Raw genomic sequence first — 23,076 nt, 5'->3', positions numbered from 1 at the left:
AGCTACCCTGCGCTGAAACGTGATAGCCGTCAAACAAAGATACGCGGATTTATTTTACTCTGTGTAATAAATAAAGGGCGCTTAGATGTCCTGTCCACGGCACGGTTCTCCCCCCGGGCCAATGCGTGAAAACGTAAAAAAAGCACAAATACTCAGGAGCACTCTCAATTATGTTTAAGAATGCATTTGCTAACCTGCAGAAGGTCGGTAAATCGCTGATGCTGCCGGTATCCGTACTGCCTATCGCAGGTATCCTGCTGGGCGTCGGTTCTGCAAACTTCAGCTGGCTGCCAGCCGTAGTTTCTCATGTGATGGCCGAAGCAGGCGGTTCTGTTTTTGCTAATATGCCACTGATCTTCGCCATCGGCGTTGCGCTTGGCTTCACCAATAACGACGGCGTATCTGCGCTGGCCGCTGTAGTTGCATACGGCATCATGGTTAAGACCATGGCTGTGGTTGCACCTCTGGTTCTGCACTTGCCACCTGAAGAGATCGCGTCAAAACACCTGGCTGACACCGGTGTTCTGGGCGGTATTATCTCGGGTGCTATTGCGGCATATATGTTTAACCGCTTCTATCGCATCAAGCTGCCTGAGTACCTGGGCTTCTTTGCAGGCAAGCGTTTCGTTCCAATCATCTCTGGTCTGGCGGCGATCTTCACTGGTGTGATCCTCTCCTTCATCTGGCCACCGATTGGTTCCGCAATCCAGACCTTCTCCCAGTGGGCTGCGTACCAGAACCCGGTTGTGGCGTTCGGTATCTACGGCTTCATTGAGCGTTGCCTGGTGCCATTTGGTCTGCACCACATCTGGAACGTTCCTTTCCAGATGCAGATAGGCGAATACACCAACGCAGCAGGTCAGGTCTTCCACGGCGATATCCCTCGCTACATGGCAGGCGACCCAACTGCAGGCAAACTGTCTGGCGGCTTCCTGTTCAAAATGTACGGCCTGCCGGCTGCTGCGATTGCAATCTGGCACTCTGCTAAACCAGAGAACCGTGCAAAAGTGGGCGGTATCATGATCTCCGCCGCGCTGACCTCGTTCCTGACCGGTATCACCGAGCCGATCGAGTTCTCCTTCATGTTCGTTGCGCCGATCCTGTACATCATCCACGCGGTGCTGGCTGGCCTGGCGTTCCCAATCTGTATCCTGCTGGGTATGCGTGACGGTACCTCCTTCTCGCACGGTCTGATCGACTTTATCGTTCTGTCCGGTAACAGCAGCAAACTGTGGCTGTTCCCAATCGTGGGTGCGTGCTATGCGGTGGCGTACTACACCATCTTCCGCGTGCTGATCAAAGCACTGGACCTGAAAACACCAGGTCGTGAAGATGCATCTGACGACGTAAAAGCGACCGGCACCAGCGAAATGGCTCCGGCACTGGTTGCAGCGTTCGGCGGTAAAGAGAACATCACTAACCTGGACGCGTGTATCACTCGTCTGCGTGTGAGCGTTGCTGATATCGCGAAAGTTGACCAGCCGGGTCTGAAAAAACTGGGCGCAGCGGGCGTAGTTGTTGCAGGTTCCGGTGTACAGGCTATCTTCGGTACTAAATCGGATAACCTGAAAACCGAAATGGATGAGTACATCCGCGGCAACTAAGTTGTGACCTGGGGAGACTAAGGCAGCCGAATGGCTGCCTTTTTTATTGCCTGTGGTTGGGGAAATGCCGGGTGGCGGCTGCGCCTTACCCGGCCTACAAAAGCTCAGACCGTAGGCCGGGTAAGCGTAGCGCCACCCGGCACAAAAAAGGGAGCCATTTGGCTCCCTTAGACGTCTGATGATTGATCAGAACTGATAGCTTGCAGTCAGGCTCACGTTACGCGGTTCGCCATACACAATTTCGCCTTCAACGTTGGTGTCGTAGGTCTTATCGAAGAGGTTATTCAGATTACCCTGCAGGGAGAAGTTCTTCGTGACCTGGTAACGAGTGAATAGATCCACCAGCGCGTAGCTGCCCTGCGAGGCACGCCAGGTACCGTAAGGCGTGTCCTGGTAGGTATAGACGCTGTTCTGCCAGTTAACCCCACCGCCAACGGTCAGCTCAGGCATTGCCGGCAGACGGTAGCTGGTAAACAGTTTTACGGTAGTGCGCGGCAGCTGCGGGTTTACCGCCTTGCCGTTGTTATCTTCCGCAACATAACGCGTTGCACCAAAGGTCATCTGCCAGTTATCCGTCAGCGCGCCGTTGATTTCAAACTCAACGCCTTTACTCACGGTACCGTCTACGCTCTCGTAAGCCACATCCGTGGAGCCCTGAATGGTCCGGCCGGTGCTTTGTCCCAGATTATCCTGCTCAATGCGGAATACGGACAGCGTGGTGGTCAGACGGCTGTTCATCCAGTCGGATTTCAGGCCCGCTTCGTAGTTATTCCCGGTGATCGGATCAAGATACTTGCCCGAGCTGTCGCGGTAGTTCTGCGGCTGGAAGATTGAGGTATAGCTGGCGTAGGCAGACCAGTTGTCATTGATGTCGTAAACCAGACCCGCATAAGGCGTGGTGTGGTTTTTCTCCATACCGTAGGTCAGGGTGTCAACGCTCCAGTTGGTATAACGGGCGCCAAGGATCAAATGCAAAGGATCGGCCAGTGAAATGCGCGTCGCGGCATACAGCGATTTCATATTGGTGGTGTCATCCTGAGCCAGCGACTGCGATCCCCAGTTGGTTTCCGGGAAGTAACCGTTATAGTCGTAGAAGCTACCGAACTCATCCGGGTAGACGTTAGCCCATGAGTTGGTGTAACGGTTGGTCTGACGACTGAAGCTGCCGCCAATCATCATGGTGTGCTGGCGACCCAGCAGCTCGTAACCGCCATCAGCAAACAGGTCTACCGCATCGACTTTACGTTTGCCGCTGTTCCAGCCGGTGCCGCCAATGTAATCATAACCTGCACCATAGTTCGAATAAGGGCCTTCCAGCATGCCGGTGCTCTTATTCACAAAGGCATCGATATACATCGCTTTGCTGTCGAATTTCGCTTCAGTATGGGTCGCATTCAGAGTGGCCTGCCAGTCGTCGGCAAAGCGCTGCTTCAGGGTGAAGAAGACCTTATTGAACTCTTTGTCGTTGTAAGCCCAGTCTGGAGACGTGCTGTGCGCGCGATCGTAATGTTTGGTGCTGCCATCGGTGTTCCAGCGCGGCAAACCACCCCAGGTCTGGTTATTGATGTCGATACGCTGATATTCGTAACCAGCGGACAGCGAGGTGCTGGTGCCCAGGTCGGCGTCCAGAATACCGGAGAAGAAGGTGCGCTTCTGATTGTAGTTATCGAGCCAGGAGTCGCTGTCCTGATAACCCGCCACGATGCGGCTGCGCAGATTGCCGTCTTCCGTTAGCGGGCTTTGCATATCCATGACGTAACGTTGTTTGTTCCAGCTGCCATATTCTGCCGACAGATTGGCCTTAAATTCGCGGCTGGTGGCATGCTTACGCACCATATTGATGGCTGCGGACGGGTTGCCTGTGCCGGTCATCAGACCGTTGGCGCCGCGTACCACTTCCACCCGCTCAAACAGCGCGGTGTCAGACTGAGAATCACCCAGATTCCAGCGTGATTCGAAATAGGTCGGGATGCCGTCGACCATGTAGTTGTCGATTTCGAACCCACGGGAGTAAAAATTGCTGCGATCGGAGTCCGTGGTGCTTTTGCTGATCCCCATCGTGTTATCCATCACGTCGCCCAGGGTCTGCAGCTGTTGGTCTTCCATGCGTTGTTCGCTGACGATCGTGACCGACTGCGGAATATCACGCTGCACCATCTGCATTTTGGTGCCCGCGGTGGTGGTTTTTACGCTGTAGTCCTGGCTTTCGTCAGCGGTACCCGACGGCGTGGAACCGTCAACAATAACGGTCTCTTCAGCCGGCGCGGCAAAACTGGCAACAGGAGTCAACGCGAAAGCAATACAGGCTGCCAGCAGCGAGGGTTTAGCGACAGGCTGGCGTTGCCCGTCCCTGGTATAATTCATGAAAGACATCAACAAACCTTTCTGAGTGAAGTGTGAATGTGATGCCCCAGATCCGTAAGCACAGTCTGAGGTCGTTTTCTATGTATAAAATGCGCATGTAAATGCAAATGCGAAATATACGCATTGTGATTAAACCTGTAAACAGACGTTTCAGGCGTATCTGAAATTATGTTTTAAGATTTAAGGGGAGGGCGCGGCGAGCGGCAGCGTATAAATTGCACTATAAGGAAAGAATTCGAGGGATAAGGTTGAAAGGATTAGAGAAAGTCGCTCATACTCTTAAGTCGCGTCACATAATATTGCGCCTGCGCCGAGGGTGTTGTCTCCGGGCACGTCGCCAGATTAAATGAACAAGGAAAATCTCATGGCTGAAGAAACCATTTTCAGTAAAATTATCCGTCGCGAGATCCCGGCGGATATCGTCTATCAGGATGAACTGGTTACCGCTTTTCGCGATATTTCTCCCCAGGCACCCACCCACATCCTCATTATTCCTAATATTCTGATTCCGACGGTAAATGACGTGAAAACTGAGCATGAACTGGCTTTAGGCCGTATGCTGACAGTAGCCGCGAAAATTGCTGAGCAGGAAGGCGTGGCAGAAGACGGTTATCGTTTGATCATGAACTGCAACCGCCACGGTGGTCAGGAAGTTTATCATATTCATATGCATCTGCTCGGCGGTCGCCCGCTGGGACCGATGCTGGCGCATAAAGGTCTTTAACATGCCTGCAGGACGGATTGCGATGCTGTTCATGGTGATGGCTCTGGTGGGATGTAAATCTCAGCCAGCGATCCCTGTCAATGATGAGCAAACGCTGGTAATGGAATCATCAGTGCTGGCGGCAGGAATTACTGCCGACAAGCCTTCGCTAACGATCAGTGAAATTCAACCATCCGCTTCCTCTGTGCTGTTCAATGAAAGAGATGAGGCGATTACCGTCCATTACCGTTTTTTCTGGTATGACGCCCGTGGCCTGGAAATGCATCCACTTGAGGCACCGCGCAGCGTGACAATCCCGGCGAATTCGTCGGTCAAACTTTACGGCAGCGCAAACTATCTTGGCGCGCATAAGGTCAGACTTTATCTATATCTCTAAGGGGTGAATTTTGATTAAAAACATCAGTCGTTACACGCTTGTCACGGCTTTTGCACTGTTCCTGTCGGGCTGTATCAGCCGCACTGAGCAACCACCTGCACCGGTAGAAGAGGTGAAACCGGGCGTTGAGCAGCCGGTTCAACCGACCCAGCCTGTGCCAACCGTACCTACCGTGCCGTCCGTTCCTGAGCAACCAGGCCCGATCGAGCATCAGGAACCCGCTCAGCCTGCACCGCGTGAGCGTCATTACGACTGGAACGGGGCGATGCAGCCGATGGTCGGTAAGATGTTGCAGGCCCAGGGCGTCAACGCTGGCAGCGTGCTGCTGGTGGACAGCGTCAACAACCGTACCAACGGCAGCCTGAATGCCGGGGAAGCTACCGAAACGCTGCGCAATGCGCTGGCGAACAACGGCAAATTTACCCTGGTATCCGCGCAGCAGCTGGCGGTGGCCAAGCAGCAGTTAGGCCTTTCTCCGCAGGACAGCCTGGGCTCGCGCAGTAAAGCCATCGGCATTGCCCGCAACGTAGGGGCGCAATATGTCCTCTACTCAAGCGCGACCGGCAACGTCAACTCGCCAGCGCTGCAGATGCAGCTGATGCTGGTTCAGACAGGTGAAATTATCTGGTCGGGTAAAGGTGCAGTTCAGCAACAGTAATCTGACGCGCGACACACTGCTGTCGCGCTTTTTCCCGCAGTATCGCCTTATCGCGCCGCAGACCCACGCCGGGTTGAGCGGCGCGAGTTGCATTATTGAGCACGCCGGACAACGCCTGGTGCTGCGTCAGTATCATGCCGCGCTGGCCACGCCAGCCCATTTTCGCCGCCAGTACCATGCGCTCCGCCATCTTCCCGCCGACATTGCCCCTCAGCCGCGCTTTTACAGTCCTGGCTGGATCGCGGTCGATTATCTGACCGGTGAGATCAAAACCAGGTTGCCCGCCGCATCCCCGTTGGCTGCGATGCTGTATCATCTGCATCAACAGCGCCGATTCGGATGGCGAATCACTCTGGCCCCGCTGCTGGAGCAGTACTGGCTGCAGGCCTCGCCGTCCCGACGCACGCCGTTATGGCTACGATGGCATAAGCGGCTGCGTAAACGGGGTGAGCCCCGTCCGCTGCGACTGGCACCGCTGCATATGGACGTTCATGCAGGTAATATCGTGCATATGGCCAACGGCAGTCGGCTGCTGGACTGGGAATATGCCGGAGACGGCGACGTTGCCCTGGAGCTGGCCAGCGTCTGGACAGAGAGTGACGCCCAGCGTCAGCAGCTGCTCGCCGCCTACAGCGAGATCGCGCGGCTTGATCTCTCCCGGCTGCAACGCCAGGTGAATCGCTGGCGCCCCTGGGTGCTGATGCTGATGGCAGGCTGGTTTGAGCTGCGCTGGCAACAATCACAAGACAAACAATTTATTACGCTGGCCGATGAGATCTGGCGCCAGCTTGAAACGACAGAATAAGAGAGGTTTGTGTGGGTCCGGTCATGTTGGATGTGGAAGGTTATGAGCTGGATGCGGAGGAGCGCGAGATTCTGGCGCATCCGCTGGTGGGTGGCCTGATCCTGTTTACGCGCAATTATCACGATCCGGCGCAGCTGCGGGAGCTGGTACGCCAGATCCGCGAGGCTTCTCATCACCGTCTGGTGGTGGCGGTGGATCAGGAAGGAGGCCGCGTACAGCGTTTTCGCGACGGGTTTACCCGTCTGCCCGCAGCCCAGTCCTTTGCAGCGTTGCTCGGCCTGGAAGAGGGCGGCAAACTGGCGCAGGAGGCCGGCTGGCTGATGGCCAGCGAGATGATCGCCATGGATATTGATATCAGCTTCGCCCCGGTACTGGACGTGGGTCATATCAGCGCCGCCATCGGGGAGCGTGCTTACCACGAGGAGCCGCAGAAAGCGTTGCAGGTCGCCACCCGCTTTATCGACGGGATGCACGAGGCTGGTATGAAAACCACCGGCAAACACTTCCCGGGTCATGGTGCCGTTACGGCGGATTCTCATAAAGAGACCCCGCGCGACCCGCGCCCAGAGGCGGAGATCCGCGCCCGGGACATGTCGATTTTCAAATCGCTGATCACAGACAACAAGCTCGACGCCATCATGCCTGCGCATGTGATCTACACCGATGTCGATCCGCGTCCGGCCAGCGGTTCATCGCACTGGCTGAAAACCGTCCTGCGTCAGGAGCTGGGCTTCAACGGCGTGATTTTTTCTGACGATCTGTCCATGGAAGGGGCGGCGATCATGGGCAGCTATGCGGAACGCGGTCAGGCGTCGCTGGATGCGGGTTGCGATATGATCCTGGTCTGCAATAATCGTAAAGGCGCCGTGAGCGTGTTAGATAACCTGTCGCCGATCAAGGCTGAACGTGTTACACAATTGTATCATAAAGGTTCTTTTAGCCGTCAGGAGCTGCGGGATACAGCACGCTGGAAATCGGTGAATGCGCAGCTTGAGGCGCTTCATGAGCGCTGGCAAGCGCATAAAGCGGGGCAATAACCCCTCCTGGCAAGCGTAGTGTGGCGAGGATACGATGATCATCTATTTGCACGGTTTTGATTCGAACAGTCCCGGTAATCACGAGAAGGTCCTGCAGTTGCAGTTTATCGACCCGGATGTGCGGCTGATTAGCTACAGCACGCGTCATCCGAAGCATGATATGCAACATCTGCTGAAGGAAGTGGACAAAATGTTGCAGCTGAATATCGACGAGCGTCCGTTGATCTGCGGCGTCGGCCTGGGAGGATACTGGGCGGAGCGGATTGGGTTCTTGTGTGATATTCGCCAGGTGGTGTTCAATCCAAACCTGTTCCCGAACGAGAACATGGAAGGCAAGATCGACAGGCCGGAAGAGTATGTCGATATCGCCACCAAGTGTGTCAGCAACTTTCGCGAGAAGAACCGCGATCGCTGTCTGGTGATCCTCTCCCGCAACGATGAGGCGCTGAATAGCCCGCGTGCCGCGGAACTGCTGCACCCTTACTACGAAATTGTCTGGGATGAAGAGCAGACGCATAAGTTCAAGAATATTGCCCCCCATCTGCAGCGCATCAAAGCGTTCAAGACCTTAGGTTAATTCCTGATTTCACCTCAAGCCCGGCCACGTAACGTGAGCCGGGCTCTCTTTTTGCTAAGCTTGAGTGAATTTTAAGCGGCAAAACTTGATGCACATCAATTTTGGTATGACCAATGCACCGAACATGTTATTCTCATGACGGTTGAATGGTTTCAGTGATGTAACTTGTTGTTAATTAAAGGTTATTTTCATAACTTTTAATTAACAATTGGTTAATAATTTAGGGGGTCACGTTGACTACGCCATTGAAAAAGATAGTGATTGTGGGTGGTGGTGCTGGCGGTCTGGAACTGGCTACGCAGTTAGGTAAGAAGCTTGGACGCGGTAAAAAAGCCAAGGTTACGCTGGTCGATCGCAACCACAGCCACCTGTGGAAACCGCTGCTGCACGAAGTGGCTACCGGTTCACTGGATGAGGGCGTTGACGCGCTGAGCTATCTGGCGCATGCACGCAACCACGGCTTCCAGTTCCAGCTGGGCTCGGTGATGGATATCAACCGTGAAAGCAAAACCATTACCCTGGCTGAGCTGCGCGATGAGAAGGGCGAGCTGCTGGTACCGGAGCGCAAGCTGGCGTATGACACGCTGGTGATGGCGCTGGGCAGTACCTCTAACGACTTCAACACCCCGGGCGTGAAAGAGCACTGCATCTTCCTCGATAACCCACACCAGGCGCGTCGTTTCCATCAGGAGATGCTCAACCTGTTCCTGAAATACTCCAATAACCTTGGCGCAAACGGCAAGGTGAACATCGCCATCGTTGGCGGCGGGGCGACCGGCGTGGAGCTCTCTGCGGAGCTGCATAACGCGGTCAAACAGCTGCACAGCTACGGCTACAAAGGGTTAACCAACGACGCGCTGAACGTGACGCTGGTGGAAGCCGGTGAACGTATTCTGCCTGCACTGCCGCCGCGCATCTCCGGCGCAGCTCACAGCGAGCTGACCAAGATGGGCGTACGCGTTCTGACCCAGACCATGGTCACCAGCGCCGATGAGCAGGGTCTGCATACCAAAGATGGCGAACACATCAAAGCCGATCTGATGGTCTGGGCCGCGGGCATCAAGGCACCTGATTTCATGAAAGAGATTGGCGGTCTGGAAACCAACCGCATTAACCAGCTGGTGGTTGAGCCGACGCTGCAAACCACCCGCGATCCGGACATTTACGCCATCGGTGACTGCGCCTCCTGCGCGCGTCCGGAAGGCGGGTTCGTACCACCGCGCGCCCAGGCCGCTCACCAGATGGCCAGCCTGGCGCTGCATAATATTCTGGCGCAGGCGAAAGGCAAAACCCTGAAGAACTACGTCTACAAAGACCACGGTTCCCTGGTGTCGCTCTCTAACTTCTCCACCGTCGGCAGTCTTATGGGCAACCTGATGCGCGGTTCGATGATGGTAGAAGGGCGTATCGCACGCTTCGTCTATATCTCGCTGTACCGTATGCACCAGGTTGCGCTGCACGGTTACTTCAAAACCGGGCTGATGATGCTGGTTGGCAGCATCAACCGCGTGATCCGACCGCGTCTGAAACTGCACTAAGAACCAAGCCCCTCCGCGCTCGCCGGAGGGGCTTTTTCAGCATATCACACTGCTAATTCCCCCTCAGAAGCCTAAGAGTTCTCCTAATCAGGCTGTTTTCCCGCTTCTTCCCACATTTTTACTCCCTTATCTGATTTGCTAACGACCTGCTTTGGTTGCAGAATTGTTACCAATAGCAATAAAAAGGAGGTTGTCCCATGAATAAATCCATGGTGGCAGGTATAGGGATTGGCGTGGCTGCCGCGTTAGGCGTGGCGGCAGTTGCCAGTCTCAATGTCTTTGAACGTGGCCCACAGTATGCGCAGGTCGTTTCGGCAACACCGATTAAAGAGACGGTTAAAACACCCCGTCAGGAGTGCCGGAACGTGACCGTGACGCACCGTCGTCCGGTGCAGGATGAAAACCGCATCGCGGGTTCCGTACTGGGTGCGGTAGCGGGCGGCGTGATTGGTCATCAGTTTGGTGGCGGACGCGGCAAAGATGTCGCCACGGTGGTGGGCGCGCTGGGCGGTGGTTATGCCGGCAATCAGGCGCAGGGCGCACTGCAGGAGCGTGATACTTACACCTCGACGCAGCAGCGTTGTAAAACGGTGTATGACAAGTCAGAAAAAATGCTCGGCTACGATGTGACGTACAAAATTGGCGATCAGCAGGGCAAGATCCGTATGGATAAAGATCCCGGCACGCAAATCCCCCTTAACAGTGATGGTCAGCTGGTACTGAATAACAAAGCATAAAAAAATCTGTTCTCTGCGTTTAGCTCCCCATTCGCTCAGGCTGGGGAGCTTTTTTTGCGCATAAAAAAGACCTTAGCAGCCGCGCGACTCACGGCAGGAATAAGGTCTTTCCGGGGTAGTGACTGGGCTACAGGGGTTACAGGTCAAACTCGTTATACTGTCTCAGTAATAAAAATCCTGTTATCAGGACAGACAAGAAAGCAAATAAAACTGACCCACCACATAAGACCCAGAGACCGAATAACAATGTGATCACCATTAACACCTTGAAAAATGGTAATAGCAAAATCATTTTTATTCTCCTTCTGAATGTGAATAGCCAGAACAGCTCCGTCATGACCTATGCGCCTAACCATTAGCACATCAATAATCACCCGTTAAGGATAGCAAGCGGCAGAGATGCGGTGATAGATTTTACCTATCTTTAAGCAGATTTGTCTGAAAGTGGGGCGGGAGCAGGGCGGAAAACCGCCCTGCGGATCAAGCTTTCAGGAGTTCAGGCCACAGGCGCAGGGTGATCTGCGTGATGGTCTGCAGTTTTTCCAGGCTGGCACCTTCCCGAGCGCTGATCGACATTCCCTGCAAAATGCAGCTCAGGTACTGGGCCAGTTTTTGCGGATCGCAATGGGCGGGGATCTCACCGCGCTGCTGGCGCTGTTCGAGGAACCGGCACAGCGTCTCCTCCTGCATCGCATGGCGCGATTTAACCGTGTGGGCAATCTCTTCTGATGACGCCGCCAGCGTGGCTGACGTGTTAATCATAAAGCAGCCTGCGGGCGTCTCTTTGCTGGTAAAGCAGGTCGCCACCGCGGTGAAGTAGTCTTCCAGCGCATCTTCGACACGCTTCTCTTCGCAGAACAGCTGCGCTTCATGGCGGGCGGCGAAACGGCTGATATAGCGATCCAGCACCGCGCGGAACAGCCCCTCTTTATTGGTAAATTCTGCATACAGCGTAGGCGCTTTAGCCCCGGTCGCTGCGACCAGGTCGGCCAGCGATGTGGCTTCATACCCATGCTGCCAGAACAGCGTCATGGCCTTATCCAGCGCCGCTTCCCTGTCGAACACTTTTGGTCGGCCACGGCTTTTCTTTGCGCAACGCGTGTCATCGGTTGTCATGAGCCGTTGTACCTCTGTTGGTTTGTTGAACGACCATTATAAAAATAATCCCTCTTTGCAGCCAGCGCTGAATTCATAAAATTAATTTCATTATATCAATATCAATTTTAAAGCTTTTAAATTTATTTTAACGATCGTTATAAAAAGAATTTGACCGTGATGCAGATCACATTTATCATTTAGTTATCGATCGTTAAGTTAATGCTTACGACATCCTATCACTTGCATAAGGTTCTTATCATGAAAAACGTAAAAACACTGATCGCCGCTGCCGTACTAAGCTCACTCTCGTTTGCCAGCTTCGCCGCTGTACAGGTTCAGTCTACCCCTGCCGATCAACAAAAAGTGGGTACGATTTCCGCGAATGGTGGGACTAACCTTGGCTCTCTGGAAAGCCAGTTAGCGCAAAAAGCTGAAGAGATGGGTGCTAAATCTTACCGTATCACCTCTGTTACCGGCCCGAACACCCTGCACGGTACTGCGGTGATCTACAAATAAGCATGGCTTAACCCTCATTAATGCCACTGCGAAAAAAAGCTCTGCGATTGCAGAGCTTTTTTTATCTCTAAGGCTTACAGAGCCTGAACCTCCGAATGGCGGGTAACATCCACCGGCATTCCCGAGCGGGCTTCCATCGCACGCTCCATCACCGTTTCGTCTGCGCTGGCTTTAAAGCCCTGCTGGGCACCATTCAACACAATCGGCAAGGTCTGCGGATCGTCATTCAGCTGCTTTGACAGAGGTTGATGTACCTCCACCAGCCGCACGCCGCCGGGCTCTTCCGACACCTTGATCGGCGTATTCATGATATTCACTTTGGTGCCGGGCTGAATAACGCGGAACAGTGTCTCGATGTCATTGTCACGCAGGCGAATACAGCCGGAGCTGACGCGCATGCCAATGCCAAAATCGGCGTTGGTGCCGTGCAGGAGATAAACGCCACCGTAGGCCGCAAGGCGGATCGCATGATGCCCCATCGGGTTTTCCGGCCCGGCAGGCACTACCGCAGGCAGGTCAATGCCCTGGGCTTTATAGCGGGCACGGATATTGGCGGTCGGGGTCCAGGTGGGGTTAGCGCGTTTATCCGACACCGTGGTCACCATGGTTGGCGTCAGCGTATCGCCCCCCAGTTGGCCAATGCCGATGGGGTAAACCGTGACCTCATTTTTACCCGGCGGGTAATAGTAGAGACGCAGCTCGGCAAGGTTAATCACAAGTCCTTCCCGCGGCGCATCGGGAAGCAGGGTCTGCAGCGGAATGGTCAGCACGCTGCCCGCGCGGGGTACATAGGGATCCACGCCGGGGTTAGCCTGCAGCAGCGCCAGAAAGCCGACGTTATATTTTTTGGCAATCGCTTCCAGCGAGCCGCCGTCATTTTCCACCACATGAAAGCGGTTTTCGCCCACCAACCGGCTGCCCGCCGGGGGCAGGGGCCAGGTATTGGCCTGCACAGGCAGAGCAAGCGCCAGGGCCGAGAGCAGCGCAACCATCGATATCCAACGGGTAAAACGCGAAGTCGTCATCATCACCAGAATCCATAGCAATAAAGATTATTGTTATCTGAAAGTTAATCGATAATTATGGCGAATAGTCGTGTCGGGAAATCCAGGCGGATTGCAAAGAGTTGTAAATTGCGCGGGAAATAAGGCCGGGCGATCGCAGGATCGCCCGGGAGGGGTCAGGCGACGGCGTTCTCTTCCAGCTGTCGCATAAAATTACGCACCCAGTCCATACGGATTTTCCGTTCCGCCAGGTCCTGGGTGAATTTCAGACGCGTCGGGCCGTCCAGGCGATAATGCTGAGGCTGTTTCTGCAGCAGGCCGATCAGCCACATCGGATCAACATGGTTCTTCTCAGCAAACTCAATCATGCCGCCTTTGTCATTCCCTTCCAGCTTGCGGATCCCCAGCTTCTGCGCCTGCTGGCGTAAGCGGGCAATATCCAGCAGGTTGCGCGCCGGATCCGGCAGTAAACCAAAGCGGTCAATCAGCTCCACCTTAATCTCGTCGAGGCTGGCTTCATCTTTAGCGCTGGCAATGCGTTTATAGAATGACAGACGCGTATTCACATCCGGGATAAAGTCATCCGGCAGCAGGGCAGGCATCCGCAGTTCCACCTCCGTTTGCTGGTTGGTGAGATCTTCCAGCGACGGCTCGCGCCCTGCCTTCAGGGCATCGACGGCGTTTTCCAGCAGCTCCATATACAGCTGGAAACCGATGGTCTCCATCGAGCCGCTCTGATCTTCCCCGAGCAGCTCGCCCGCACCGCGGATCTCAAGGTCGTGGGTCGCCAGCGCAAAGCCGGCACCCAGATCTTCCAGCGAGGCGATGGCTTCAAGACGTTTTTGCGCATCGGTGGTCATCGCTTTCGGATGCGGGGTCATCAGCCAGGCATAGGCCTGATGGTGTGAACGCCCGACGCGACCGCGAAGCTGGTGAAGCTGGGCCAGGCCGAAGTGATCCGCCCGCTCAATAATGATGGTATTGGCGGTAGGAATATCGATCCCGGTTTCGATGATCGTGGTGCAGACCAGCACGTTAAAGCGCTGGTGGTGGAAATCGTTCATCACCCGTTCCAGCTCGCGCTCGCGCATCTGCCCGTGGCCGATGGCGATGCGTGCTTCCGGCACCAGCTCCGCCAGCCGGTCGGCCGCTTTCTGAATATTCTCCACGTCGTTGTAGAGATAATAGACCTGGCCGCCGCGCAGGACTTCACGCAGGATCGCCTCGCGCACCACCAGGTTATCGTATTCGCGCACGAAGGTTTTCACCGCCAGACGACGGGCCGGTGGAGTAGCGATAATCGACAGATCGCGCATGCCGCTCATCGCCATGTTTAGCGTACGCGGGATCGGCGTGGCGGTGAGGGTCAGGATATCGACATCGGCGCGCATCGCTTTAATCCGCTCCTTATGACGCACGCCAAAGCGGTGCTCTTCGTCGACAATCAACAGGCCGAGATCTTTCCACTTCACGTCGCTCTGCAGCAGCTTGTGGGTGCCGATCAGAATGTCGATTTTACCCTCGCTGGCCTCCTCGAGGATCTGCGCCTGTTCTTTGGCGCTGCGGAAACGGGACAGCATCTCAATGCGCACCGGCCAGTTGGCAAAGCGGTCGCGGAAGTTATCGTAGTGCTGCTGCGCCAGCAGGGTAGTGGGCACCAGCACCGCCACCTGTTTGTGGTTTTCTACCGCGAGGAAGGTGGCGCGCATCGCCACTTCGGTTTTGCCGAAGCCCACGTCGCCGCACACCAGTCGGTCCATCGCCAGGGGCTGACACATGTCGCTGAGCACGGCATTGATCGCCTGAGCCTGATCCGGCGTGGTTTCAAACGGGAAGCTGTCGCAGAACAGCTGGTACTGCTCTTTATCGTGTTTAAAGGCATAGCCGGTCTTCGCCGCGCGCTGGGCGTAGATGTCCAGCAGCTCCGCCGCCACGTCGCGTACTTTTTCCGCCGCTTTCTGCCGCGCCCGCGCCCAGGCGTCGCCACCCAGTTTATGCAGGGGCGCATTCTCTTCCGCACCGCCCGCGTAGCGGCTGATCAGGTGCAGAGACGACACCGGCACGTAGAGTTTGGCGTCGTTGGCGTACATCAGCATCAGGTATTCGCCCTTGATGCCGCCCGCTTCCAGGGTGGTCATCCCTGCGTAACGGCCCACGCCATGCTCGAGATGGACAATCGGCTGGCCGGGGTGCAGCTCTGCCAGGTTGCGGATCAGCGTATCCGGGTTGATGGTGCGGCGGCTGTCCTGACGACGGCGCGCCACGCGCTCCCCCAGCAGATCGCTTTCGCAGATCAGCGCCAGGTTATTGAGCGTATCAATAAAGCCATGCTCGGCGGCGCCGATCATCAGATAGCGCCCGTTACGGCTGGCCTCGTCCAGACGCAGGATGCGCTTCGGTGCCACTTTGATGCGGCTGAGCAGCTCGCCCAGCGCCTCACGGCGGCCTTCGCTTTCCACCGAGAAGATCACCGGCCCGGTAAAGGCCTCGAGGAACTTACGCAGGTTATCCAGCGGAGATTTATTCTGCGCCTGTACCGCGAGGTCCGGCAGCGCCTGATACGCCAGATTGGTATTGGCAGCTTTGTCCGGCAGGTTGTCAGTTTTCAGCTGCACCCGCGGCCAGCGTTTCAGCTCGCTGAACAGCTCGTCGGTGCGCAGCCACAGCAGCTCAGGCTCCAGCAGGGGACGCATCGGATCCACGCCACGGTTCTCAAAGCGCGCTCGGGTTTCACTCTCAAAACGGTTAGCGCTAGCTTCCAGATCGCCGGTGTTGAGCACCAGGGTATTGGCCGGGAAGTAGCTGAACAGAGGAGGCAGTGGCTCGCTGAAGAACAGCGGCTGCCAGTATTCGATTCCCGTCGGCAGGGTGCCTTTGCTCACCTGCTGGTAGATATGCTCCGCGTCGCGTTTAACCTCAAACTTATCGCGCCACTGGCTGCGGAACAGCTCAATGGCGGTTTTGTCGGTCGGGAACTCGTGCGCCGGCAGCAGGTTGATGGCCTCCACTTCCTCCAGCGTGCGCTGGGTGTCGGCGTCAAACAGGCGCAGGCTGTCGATTTCGTCATCGAAGAAATCGAGACGGTACGGCAGCGCACTGCCCATCGGGAAGAGATCCAGCAGGGCACCGCGGGTGGCGTACTCCCCGTGCTCCATCACCTGATCCACATGGCGATAGCCGGCGCTGTCGAGCTGGACGCGCAGGGCATCCCGCGACAGGCGCTGGCCCTTTTTCATCACCAGCGCATGCCCGTGCAGATAGCTATGCGGGCAGACGCGCTGCATCAGGGTATTCACCGGCACAATCAGCACGCCGCGCTGCATGGTGGGCAGCTGATAGAGCGTCGAGAGGCGCGAGGAGATAATCTCCTGGTGCGGCGAGAAGCTGTCGTAGGGCAGGGTCTCCCAGTCGGCAAGACTGGTGACCAGCTGATCGGTAAACTGGCGGATCTCATCATGCAGGCGCAGGGCGTTTTGCATGTCCGGCGCGACCAGCACCACCGGTCCCTGATGGCGCTCTGCGATCTCTGCAACCAGCGTGGCGCAGGCTGCCCCGGTCAGTTCACCCAACTGGCGTTGGTCGCCCGCTTTGCCGGGCAGGGAAAAACGATATTGTTCAGGCATGGCTTTGTCAGGATCTCTTATTGGGCATATCACTGATACACAATGTCTTTATTATCCTTGATCGTTTTACATTAGCAAATCGTAACCGCACACAGCGTGAAAAGCCCCTTCAGGGGCGCTAGCGCGTGGCCTGAGCCGGGGTCAGACGGGCAGGCGGCGTAAAGAAGAAATCCCCGGTCAGCGCAGTGGAGAGTTTACGCGCCCCCAGTCCTACCAGGGTGCAGACCAGCAGGCTGGCAAACGGGTAGATCAGCACCAGGGTCAGCTCTGCCCACACCGGCCAGGTTCCGCTGTTCAGCTGGTGGATCATAACCAGGCTGACCCCTTCGATCAGGATGCGGTGGGTGGTGTAGATGGCAATGGTGTTCGAGCCCACCACGTTCAGCAGGTTGTCAGGCCCCACGGTGAAACGCTGCTCAAGGCGGTAGAACAGGGCCATGATCAGCAGAATCGACAGCAGCGACAGCGGCAAGGGAACGCCCACGAACCACAGCACGACGGAGACCACCCCGAACGCCGCCACCGCCAGCGCGTCGCGGCGCCAAACCCGGGTCTGCATCCACGCCATCAGCTGCACCCCGTACCAGGCCCCGAGGCTGTAATAGATCATATTGCGCACCACGCTGTTCATCCCCCACCACGGCAGCGGCAGGAAGTTGATCGCAATGCTGACCAGGGCCAGCAGCCCGATGAGCGGCAGCTTCCAGCGGCTCAGCAGCTTGCAGAGAGTGAAATAGACCACCAGGGCGTAGAGATACCACAGGCTGGTGCTGGCGGTGAGCATCCCGGTGATAAAGCCGGTCAGCGAATCGGCATAGGCGGCGTTCGAGGCGGTATTCAGATCCCGCTCCGGTGCCAGCCAGGCATTGAGATGGGTTAGCGCCTGCCACTGCAATACGCCCCACAGCGCCAGCACCCAGATGATGCTCCAGAGCCGTTTGTCGAGGCAGGTTTTCCAGTCCACCTCATCAATATAGCGCCGGACCAGATACCCCGAAATAAAGAAGAACACCGGCATGCGGAACGGGGCGAGATAAAGATTGAACGTCACCCAGCATTTAGCGAGCAGCACCGAAAGCGGAGCGTGCAGCGCCTCAAGGTGGGGATAAAAGGTGATCACCGAGTGGTAGATCACCACCAGGCAGATGCACAGCCCTTTTATCTGGTTAATCCATAGTGCTTTTTGTTTCATCGCTTACCGGGTCCTCTGTTTTTAACGTCATCGAGCGGGTAAGTGTGTTGAGCGGCTGACAGGATGTAACGGGTAAGAGTCTGTAAGCGGATGATTTTCAGAAAAACTGCAAAGGACGCGGTATTGAAGGGAGGGGTCAGTCAGCGGGTACTGCCTTGATTTAACCTGTTTTTTCGGATAATTGATTAGCAAAGCTTCGGGTATCAGTCATTTACCCTTAGCGGATTCGCTTATATACTCGTGGGTCTGCTACCAGCAAACAGACGGATTTCATGTACCAACCTGTCGCACTATTCATAGGCTTACGTTATATGCGTGGGCGCGCCGCGGACCGTTTCGGTCGCTTTGTCTCCTGGCTTTCAACCATTGGCATCACGCTAGGCGTGATGGCGCTGGTGACGGTGTTATCCGTCATGAACGGCTTCGAGCGCGAGTTGCAAAATAACATTCTGGGGCTGATGCCCCAGGCCATTCTTTCCTCCAGCAACGGGTCGGTCAATCTGCAGCAGCTGCCCGAAAGCGCCGTTAAGCTGCAGGGCGTGAGCCGCGTGGCGCCGATCACCTCCGGTGACGTGGTGCTGCAGAGCGCGCGCAGCGTGGCGGTCGGGGTGATGCTCGGCATCGACCCGGCACAAAAAGATCCCCTCACGCCATTCCTGGTTAACGTCAAGCAAAGCGATCTGGCTCCCGGTCAGTACAACGTGATCCTCGGCGAACAGCTTGCCGGCCAGCTCGGCGTTAACCGCGGCGATCAGCTGCGGGTGATGGTTCCTTCCGCCAGCCAGTTCACCCCGATGGGGCGTCTGCCAAGCCAGCGCCTGTTTAACGTTATCGGCACCTTCGCCGCCAACAGCGAAGTGGACGGCTACCAGATGCTGGTCAATATCCAGGACGCATCGCGCCTGATGCGCTACCCGCTCGGCAATATCACCGGCTGGCGTCTGTGGCTCAACGAGCCGCTGAAGGTGGATGTCCTGAGCCAGCAAACCCTGCCGGAAGGCACCAAGTGGCAGGACTGGCGCGAACGTAAGGGCGAGCTGTTCCAGGCCGTGCGCATGGAAAAGAACATGATGGGCCTGCTGCTGAGCCTGATCGTGGCGGTCGCCGCGTTTAACATTATTACCTCCCTGGGCCTGATGGTGATGGAGAAGCAGGGCGAAGTGGCGATCCTGCAAACCCAGGGCCTGACGCCGCGGCAGATCATGGCAGTGTTTATGGTCCAGGGCGCCAGCGCCGGGATTGTCGGCGCGCTGCTCGGGGCGGTGCTCGGCACCTTGCTCGCCAGCCAGTTGAACAACCTGATGCCGATCATTGGCGCATTGCTTGACGGTGCGGCGCTGCCGGTGGCCATTGAGCCGCTGCAGGTGGTGGGTATCGCCCTGGTGGCGATGGTCATTGCCTTACTCTCTACGCTTTATCCTTCATGGCGCGCTGCCGCCACCCAACCCGCTGAGGCTTTACGTTATGAATAAGATCCTGTTGCAATGCGACAACCTGTGCAAACGCTATCAGGAAGGCACGGTGCAGACGGACGTCCTGCACAATGTCAGCTTCAGCGTCGGGGAAGGGGAGATGATGGCTATCGTCGGCACCTCCGGCTCCGGGAAAAGTACCTTACTGCACCTGCTCGGCGGGCTGGATACGCCGACCTCCGGGGATGTGATCTTCTCTGGCACGCCGCTGAGTTCGATGTCCTCAAGCGCCAAGGCCGATCTGCGTAACCGCTCCCTGGGCTTTATCTACCAGTTCCACCACCTGCTGCCGGACTTTACGGCGCTGGAAAACGTGGCGATGCCGCTGCTGATCGGCAAAAAGAAACCGGCTGAAATTAACGCCCGTGCCAGCGATATGCTGAAAGCGGTGGGTCTCGGCCATCGCGGTAATCATCGCCCATCCGAACTCTCCGGCGGCGAGCGTCAGCGTGTGGCGATTGCCCGTGCGCTGGTCAACAACCCGCGCCTGGTGCTGGCGGATGAACCGACCGGCAACCTCGACGCCCGTAACGCCGACAGCATCTTCCAGCTCCTCGGGGAGCTGAACGCCTCTCAGGGCACCGCGTTTCTGGTGGTGACCCACGACCTGCAGCTGGCGAAACGCATGTCCCGCCAGCTGGAGATGCGTGACGGTCACCTGAATACCGAGCTGACGCTGATGGGAGCGGATTGATGGCTTCACCGTTATCGTTACTCATCGGCCTGCGTTTTAGCCGCGGTCGTCGTCGCGGCGGCATGGTGTCGCTGATCTCTGTTATCTCCACTATCGGTATTGCACTGGGGGTGGCGGTGCTGATCGTCGGCCTCAGCGCCATGAACGGCTTTGAGCGTGAGCTGAATAACCGCATTCTGGCGGTGGTGCCGCACGGTGAAATTGAGCCGGTGAACCAGCCGTGGAATAACTGGACCGACGCGCTGAATAAAGTGGAAAAGGTGCCGGGCATTGCCGCCGCTGCGCCATACATCAACTTTACCGGGCTGGTGGAGAGCGGGGCGAACCTGCGCGCCATCCAGGTGAAAGGCGTTAATCCCCGTCAGGAAGAGAAACTCAGCGCGCTGCCGCAGTTTATTCAGAAGGATGCCTGGGCCAACTTTAAAGCCGGGGATCAGCAGATCATTATCGGCAAGGGCGTGGCCGATGCGCTGAAAGTGAAGCAGGGCGACTGGGTGTCGATCATGATCCCCAACGCCAGCGCCGATCATAAGCTGCAGCAGCCGAAGCGCGTGCGTCTGCACGTGACCGGTATTCTGCAGCTCAGTGGCCAGCTGGATCACAGCTTTGCCATGGTGCCGCTGGAAGATGCGCGTCAGTATCTCGATATGGGCAGCAGCGTCAGCGGGATCGCCCTTAAGGTTAACGACGTCTTTAACGCCAACAAGCTGGTGCGCGATGCCGGGGAAGTGACCGACAGCTATGTCTACATCAAGAGCTGGATCGGCACCTACGGCTATATGTACCGTGATATTCAGATGATCCGCGCCATCATGTATCTGGCGATGGTGCTGGTGATCGGCGTGGCCTGCTTCAACATCGTCTCCACCCTGGTGATGGCGGTAAAAGACAAGAGCGGCGACATCGCGGTGCTGCGTACCCTCGGGGCTAAAGACGGTCTTATTCGTGCCATTTTCGTCTGGTATGGTCTGCTGGCAGGGCTGTTTGGCAGCCTGTGCGGCGTGGTCATCGGCGTGGTGGTGTCGCTACAGCTGACGCCGATTATCAACGGCATCGAGACGCTTATTGGCCATCAGTTCCTGTCGGGCGATATCTATTTTATTGACTTCCTGCCATCAGAATTACACTGGCTGGATGTTTTTTATGTGCTGGTTACAGCACTTTTACTGAGTCTGCTGGCAAGCTGGTATCCGGCGCGTCGCGCAAGCCGAATTGATCCGGCGAGGGTATTAAGTGGCCAGTAATTACGTCATGATTTAGCGGTGTTTGCCGCCAAATCAACAGAGGAATGCGTTATGTATTATGGATTTGATATTGGCGGCACCAAAATTGCGCTGGGCGTATTTGATACCCACCTGAAATTGCAGTGGGAAACCCGGGTTCCCACTCCGCGCGAAAGCTACGATGAATTCTTAACCGCCATTGCCGCGCTGGTGGCTCAGGCCGATGAACGCTTCGGCGTGAAGGGCTCGGTGGGCATTGGCATTCCGGGGATGCCGGAAACCGACGACGGTACGCTGTATGCCGCCAACGTCCCTGCCGCCAGCGGTAAGCCGCTGCGCGCCGACCTGACCAGACTCCTCGAACGCGACGTGCGCCTCGACAACGACGCCAACTGTTTTGCCCTCTCCGAAGCCTGGGATGACGAGTTCCAGCAGTATCCGCTGGTGATGGGGTTGATCCTCGGCACCGGCGTCGGTGGCGGGATCGTTGTTGACGGCAAACCGGTTACCGGGCGCAGCTATATCACCGGTGAGTTCGGCCATATTCGTCTGCCGGTGGATGCCCTGGAGGTGGTCGGACGCGATTTCCCGCTCCTTCGCTGCGGCTGCGGCCAGCACGGCTGCATTGAGAATTACCTCTCGGGCGGCGGATTTGCGTGGCTTTATGAACACTTCTATCATCAAAAACGACAGGCGCCAGAAATCATTACGCTGTGGGAGCAGGGTGATGAACAGGCCATTGAGCACGTGGAACGCTATCTCGATCTGCTTGCCGTGTGTCTGGGCAACATCCTGACCATTGTCGATCCTGACCTGCTGGTGATCGGCGGGGGATTATCGAACTTTACGGCCATCGCCGAGCGGTTATCCGGTCGGTTGCCGCGTCATCTGTTGCCGGTCGCCCGCGTGCCGCGCATTGAGCGCGCACGCCATGGCGACGCCGGGGGGATGCGCGGTGCCGCGTTCCTCCATCTCACCCGCTAGTCATACGAGGTTACTATGCTGTCGCGCCGGTCACATCGACTCAGCCGTTTTCGTAAAAACAAACGCCGCTTGCGTGAACGCTTACGCCAGCGAATTTTCTTTCAGGATGGGGCGCTGCCAGAATTGATGGAAAAGCCAAGAGTGTTAGTCCTGACCGGGGCGGGGATCTCCGCCGAGTCGGGCATTCGAACCTTCCGCGCTACCGACGGGTTGTGGGAAGAGCATCGCGTAGAAGATGTGGCGACGCCGGAAGGCTTCGCCCGGAATCCGCAGCTGGTGCAGGAGTTCTACAACGCCCGTCGCCGTCAGCTGCAGTCGCCGGAGATAGCCCCTAACGCGGCGCATCTGGCGCTGGCCAGGCTGGAAGAGGCGCTGGGGGATCGTTTTCTGCTGGTGACCCAGAACATCGACAACCTGCACGAGCGCGCAGGCAACAAGAACGTGATCCATATGCACGGCGAACTGCTGAAGGTGCGCTGTTCCGGCAGCGGGCAGGTATTCAACTGGCCGGGCGATGTCACTCTCGATGATAAATGCCACTGCTGCCAGTTCCCGTCTCCGCTGCGTCCGCACGTGGTCTGGTTCGGCGAAATGCCGCTGGGAATGGATGAGATCTACAGCGCCCTGGCGATGGCGGATGTGTTTATCGCCATTGGCACCTCCGGGCATGTCTATCCGGCGGCGGGATTCGTCCACGAGGCGAAGCTGCACGGGGCGCACACGGTGGAACTGAACCTTGAGCCGAGCCAGGTAGGCAGCGAGTTTGAAGAGAAAACCTACGGACTGGCGAGCGAAGTGGTGCCGGAGTTTGTGGATAAACTTTTGAAAGGTTTGTAGAAAAAATGCCGGG

At 56.7% G+C, this 23,076-nt stretch carries 20 protein-coding genes; 15 read left to right on the top strand and 5 right to left on the bottom strand.

Annotated features, from left to right (window positions below):
- The first annotated feature begins 170 nt into the window (after window positions 1–170).
- Window positions 171–1,604, top strand: a complete 1,434-nt coding sequence (gene ptsG, locus LG383_RS10515) for a PTS glucose transporter subunit IIBC (RefSeq protein WP_106992744.1) — start codon at window positions 171–173, stop codon at window positions 1,602–1,604.
- A gap of 186 nt (window positions 1,605–1,790) precedes the next feature.
- Here the strand turns inward: ptsG and fhuE are convergent, their stop codons facing one another.
- On the bottom strand, window positions 1,791–3,977 hold the full coding sequence (gene fhuE, locus LG383_RS10510; protein ID WP_225759065.1) for a ferric-rhodotorulic acid/ferric-coprogen receptor FhuE: 2,187 nt from the start codon (window positions 3,975–3,977) through the stop codon (window positions 1,791–1,793).
- A gap of 355 nt (window positions 3,978–4,332) precedes the next feature.
- Here fhuE and hinT point away from each other — a divergent pair, with 355 nt between their 5' ends.
- The 8 genes from hinT to LG383_RS10470 all read left to right on the top strand — a co-directional run bounded on the left by hinT (window position 4,333) and on the right by LG383_RS10470 (window position 10,420).
- Window positions 4,333–4,692: a purine nucleoside phosphoramidase gene (gene hinT, locus LG383_RS10505; protein ID WP_146145498.1), complete on the top strand. Its 360-nt coding sequence runs from the start codon at window positions 4,333–4,335 to the stop codon at window positions 4,690–4,692.
- Between the two features lies 1 nt (window position 4,693).
- Entirely contained in the window at window positions 4,694–5,068 is a 375-nt protein-coding gene (locus LG383_RS10500) for a YcfL family protein (protein WP_106992747.1), read from the top strand.
- Window positions 5,069–5,078: 10 nt separating this feature from the next.
- On the top strand, window positions 5,079–5,726 hold the full coding sequence (lpoB, locus tag LG383_RS10495) for a penicillin-binding protein activator LpoB (RefSeq protein WP_106992748.1): 648 nt from the start codon (window positions 5,079–5,081) through the stop codon (window positions 5,724–5,726).
- Window positions 5,707–6,531, top strand: coding sequence for a thiamine kinase (thiK, locus tag LG383_RS10490; RefSeq protein WP_225759527.1), 825 nt, complete (start codon window positions 5,707–5,709; stop codon window positions 6,529–6,531). Before lpoB ends, thiK begins: the two co-directional genes overlap by 20 nt.
- Before the next feature lie 11 nt (window positions 6,532–6,542).
- Entirely contained in the window at window positions 6,543–7,568 is a 1,026-nt protein-coding gene (nagZ, locus tag LG383_RS10485) for a beta-N-acetylhexosaminidase (protein WP_106992750.1), read from the top strand.
- A 34-nt stretch (window positions 7,569–7,602) separates the two neighbouring features.
- A complete protein-coding gene (ycfP, locus tag LG383_RS10480; protein ID WP_106992751.1) occupies window positions 7,603–8,145 on the top strand; it encodes an alpha/beta hydrolase YcfP in 543 nt (180 codons plus the stop codon).
- A 233-nt stretch (window positions 8,146–8,378) separates the two neighbouring features.
- Window positions 8,379–9,683, top strand: a complete 1,305-nt coding sequence (locus LG383_RS10475) for an NAD(P)/FAD-dependent oxidoreductase (RefSeq protein ID WP_166182157.1) — start codon at window positions 8,379–8,381, stop codon at window positions 9,681–9,683.
- A gap of 197 nt (window positions 9,684–9,880) precedes the next feature.
- Window positions 9,881–10,420: a glycine zipper 2TM domain-containing protein gene (locus LG383_RS10470; protein ID WP_106992753.1), complete on the top strand. Its 540-nt coding sequence runs from the start codon at window positions 9,881–9,883 to the stop codon at window positions 10,418–10,420.
- A gap of 480 nt (window positions 10,421–10,900) precedes the next feature.
- Here the strand turns inward: LG383_RS10470 and LG383_RS10465 are convergent, their stop codons facing one another.
- The gene (locus LG383_RS10465; RefSeq protein ID WP_225759064.1) at window positions 10,901–11,536 is read right to left on the bottom strand and encodes a TetR/AcrR family transcriptional regulator; all 636 of its coding nucleotides are present in this window, start codon (window positions 11,534–11,536) and stop codon (window positions 10,901–10,903) included.
- Between the two features lie 240 nt (window positions 11,537–11,776).
- Here LG383_RS10465 and bhsA point away from each other — a divergent pair, with 240 nt between their 5' ends.
- Window positions 11,777–12,034, top strand: a complete 258-nt coding sequence (bhsA, locus tag LG383_RS10460; protein ID WP_106992755.1) for a multiple stress resistance protein BhsA — start codon at window positions 11,777–11,779, stop codon at window positions 12,032–12,034.
- Between the two features lie 74 nt (window positions 12,035–12,108).
- Here the strand turns inward: bhsA and LG383_RS10455 are convergent, their stop codons facing one another.
- The 3 genes from LG383_RS10455 to LG383_RS10445 form a co-directional block, all read right to left on the bottom strand.
- Entirely contained in the window at window positions 12,109–13,062 is a 954-nt protein-coding gene (locus tag LG383_RS10455; protein WP_225759063.1) for a L,D-transpeptidase family protein, read from the bottom strand.
- A gap of 152 nt (window positions 13,063–13,214) precedes the next feature.
- Window positions 13,215–16,661 (bottom strand): transcription-repair coupling factor, encoded by a 3,447-nt coding sequence (gene mfd, locus LG383_RS10450; protein ID WP_225759062.1) that lies wholly within the window; start codon window positions 16,659–16,661, stop codon window positions 13,215–13,217.
- A gap of 118 nt (window positions 16,662–16,779) precedes the next feature.
- Entirely contained in the window at window positions 16,780–17,853 is a 1,074-nt protein-coding gene (locus tag LG383_RS10445; RefSeq protein ID WP_106992758.1) for an acyltransferase family protein, read from the bottom strand.
- A 272-nt stretch (window positions 17,854–18,125) separates the two neighbouring features.
- Here LG383_RS10445 and lolC point away from each other — a divergent pair, with 272 nt between their 5' ends.
- Genes lolC through cobB form a run of 5 tightly spaced genes read left to right on the top strand, consistent with a single transcriptional unit; the run spans window position 18,126 to window position 23,063 of the window.
- A complete protein-coding gene (lolC, locus tag LG383_RS10440) occupies window positions 18,126–19,325 on the top strand; it encodes a lipoprotein-releasing ABC transporter permease subunit LolC (protein WP_106992759.1) in 1,200 nt (399 codons plus the stop codon).
- Window positions 19,318–20,019, top strand: a complete 702-nt coding sequence (gene lolD / locus LG383_RS10435; RefSeq protein ID WP_106992760.1) for a lipoprotein-releasing ABC transporter ATP-binding protein LolD — start codon at window positions 19,318–19,320, stop codon at window positions 20,017–20,019. Before lolC ends, lolD begins: the two co-directional genes overlap by 8 nt.
- A complete protein-coding gene (lolE, locus tag LG383_RS10430) occupies window positions 20,019–21,263 on the top strand; it encodes a lipoprotein-releasing ABC transporter permease subunit LolE (RefSeq protein WP_225759061.1) in 1,245 nt (414 codons plus the stop codon). The genes lolD and lolE overlap by 1 nt, the downstream gene beginning before the upstream one ends.
- Before the next feature lie 51 nt (window positions 21,264–21,314).
- Window positions 21,315–22,226, top strand: a complete 912-nt coding sequence (nagK, locus tag LG383_RS10425; protein ID WP_106992762.1) for an N-acetylglucosamine kinase — start codon at window positions 21,315–21,317, stop codon at window positions 22,224–22,226.
- 15 nt (window positions 22,227–22,241) lie between these two features.
- Window positions 22,242–23,063 (top strand): Sir2 family NAD+-dependent deacetylase, encoded by an 822-nt coding sequence (cobB, locus tag LG383_RS10420; RefSeq protein ID WP_106992763.1) that lies wholly within the window; start codon window positions 22,242–22,244, stop codon window positions 23,061–23,063.
- The last annotated feature ends 13 nt before the right edge of the window (window positions 23,064–23,076 follow it).

Source organism: Leclercia sp. Marseille-Q4284 (assembly GCF_916618945.1).
GTDB lineage: Bacteria > Pseudomonadota > Gammaproteobacteria > Enterobacterales > Enterobacteriaceae > Enterobacter > Enterobacter tamurae.
The sequence above is the reverse complement of the archived record's forward strand: the minus strand, read 5'-3'. Positions and strand labels throughout refer to the sequence as shown.

What these genes read in the sequence shown, in the direction of transcription:
- LG383_RS10465 (WP_225759064.1), bottom strand. Translation starts at nt 11,536, where the DNA reads ATGACAACCGATGACACGCGTTGCGCAAAGAAAAGCCGTGGCCGACCA.
- fhuE (WP_225759065.1), bottom strand. Translation starts at nt 3,977, where the DNA reads ATGTCTTTCATGAATTATACCAGGGACGGGCAACGCCAGCCTGTCGCT.
- ptsG (WP_106992744.1), top strand. Translation starts at nt 171, where the DNA reads ATGTTTAAGAATGCATTTGCTAACCTGCAGAAGGTCGGTAAATCGCTG.
- LG383_RS10455 (WP_225759063.1), bottom strand. Translation starts at nt 13,062, where the DNA reads ATGATGACGACTTCGCGTTTTACCCGTTGGATATCGATGGTTGCGCTG.
- lolC (WP_106992759.1), top strand. Translation starts at nt 18,126, where the DNA reads ATGTACCAACCTGTCGCACTATTCATAGGCTTACGTTATATGCGTGGG.
- cobB (WP_106992763.1), top strand. Translation starts at nt 22,242, where the DNA reads ATGCTGTCGCGCCGGTCACATCGACTCAGCCGTTTTCGTAAAAACAAA.
- nagK (WP_106992762.1), top strand. Translation starts at nt 21,315, where the DNA reads ATGTATTATGGATTTGATATTGGCGGCACCAAAATTGCGCTGGGCGTA.
- LG383_RS10445 (WP_106992758.1), bottom strand. Translation starts at nt 17,853, where the DNA reads ATGAAACAAAAAGCACTATGGATTAACCAGATAAAAGGGCTGTGCATC.
- ycfP (WP_106992751.1), top strand. Translation starts at nt 7,603, where the DNA reads ATGATCATCTATTTGCACGGTTTTGATTCGAACAGTCCCGGTAATCAC.
- lolD (WP_106992760.1), top strand. Translation starts at nt 19,318, where the DNA reads ATGAATAAGATCCTGTTGCAATGCGACAACCTGTGCAAACGCTATCAG.
- LG383_RS10470 (WP_106992753.1), top strand. Translation starts at nt 9,881, where the DNA reads ATGAATAAATCCATGGTGGCAGGTATAGGGATTGGCGTGGCTGCCGCG.
- bhsA (WP_106992755.1), top strand. Translation starts at nt 11,777, where the DNA reads ATGAAAAACGTAAAAACACTGATCGCCGCTGCCGTACTAAGCTCACTC.
- LG383_RS10500 (WP_106992747.1), top strand. Translation starts at nt 4,694, where the DNA reads ATGCCTGCAGGACGGATTGCGATGCTGTTCATGGTGATGGCTCTGGTG.
- lolE (WP_225759061.1), top strand. Translation starts at nt 20,019, where the DNA reads ATGGCTTCACCGTTATCGTTACTCATCGGCCTGCGTTTTAGCCGCGGT.
- mfd (WP_225759062.1), bottom strand. Translation starts at nt 16,661, where the DNA reads ATGCCTGAACAATATCGTTTTTCCCTGCCCGGCAAAGCGGGCGACCAA.
- hinT (WP_146145498.1), top strand. Translation starts at nt 4,333, where the DNA reads ATGGCTGAAGAAACCATTTTCAGTAAAATTATCCGTCGCGAGATCCCG.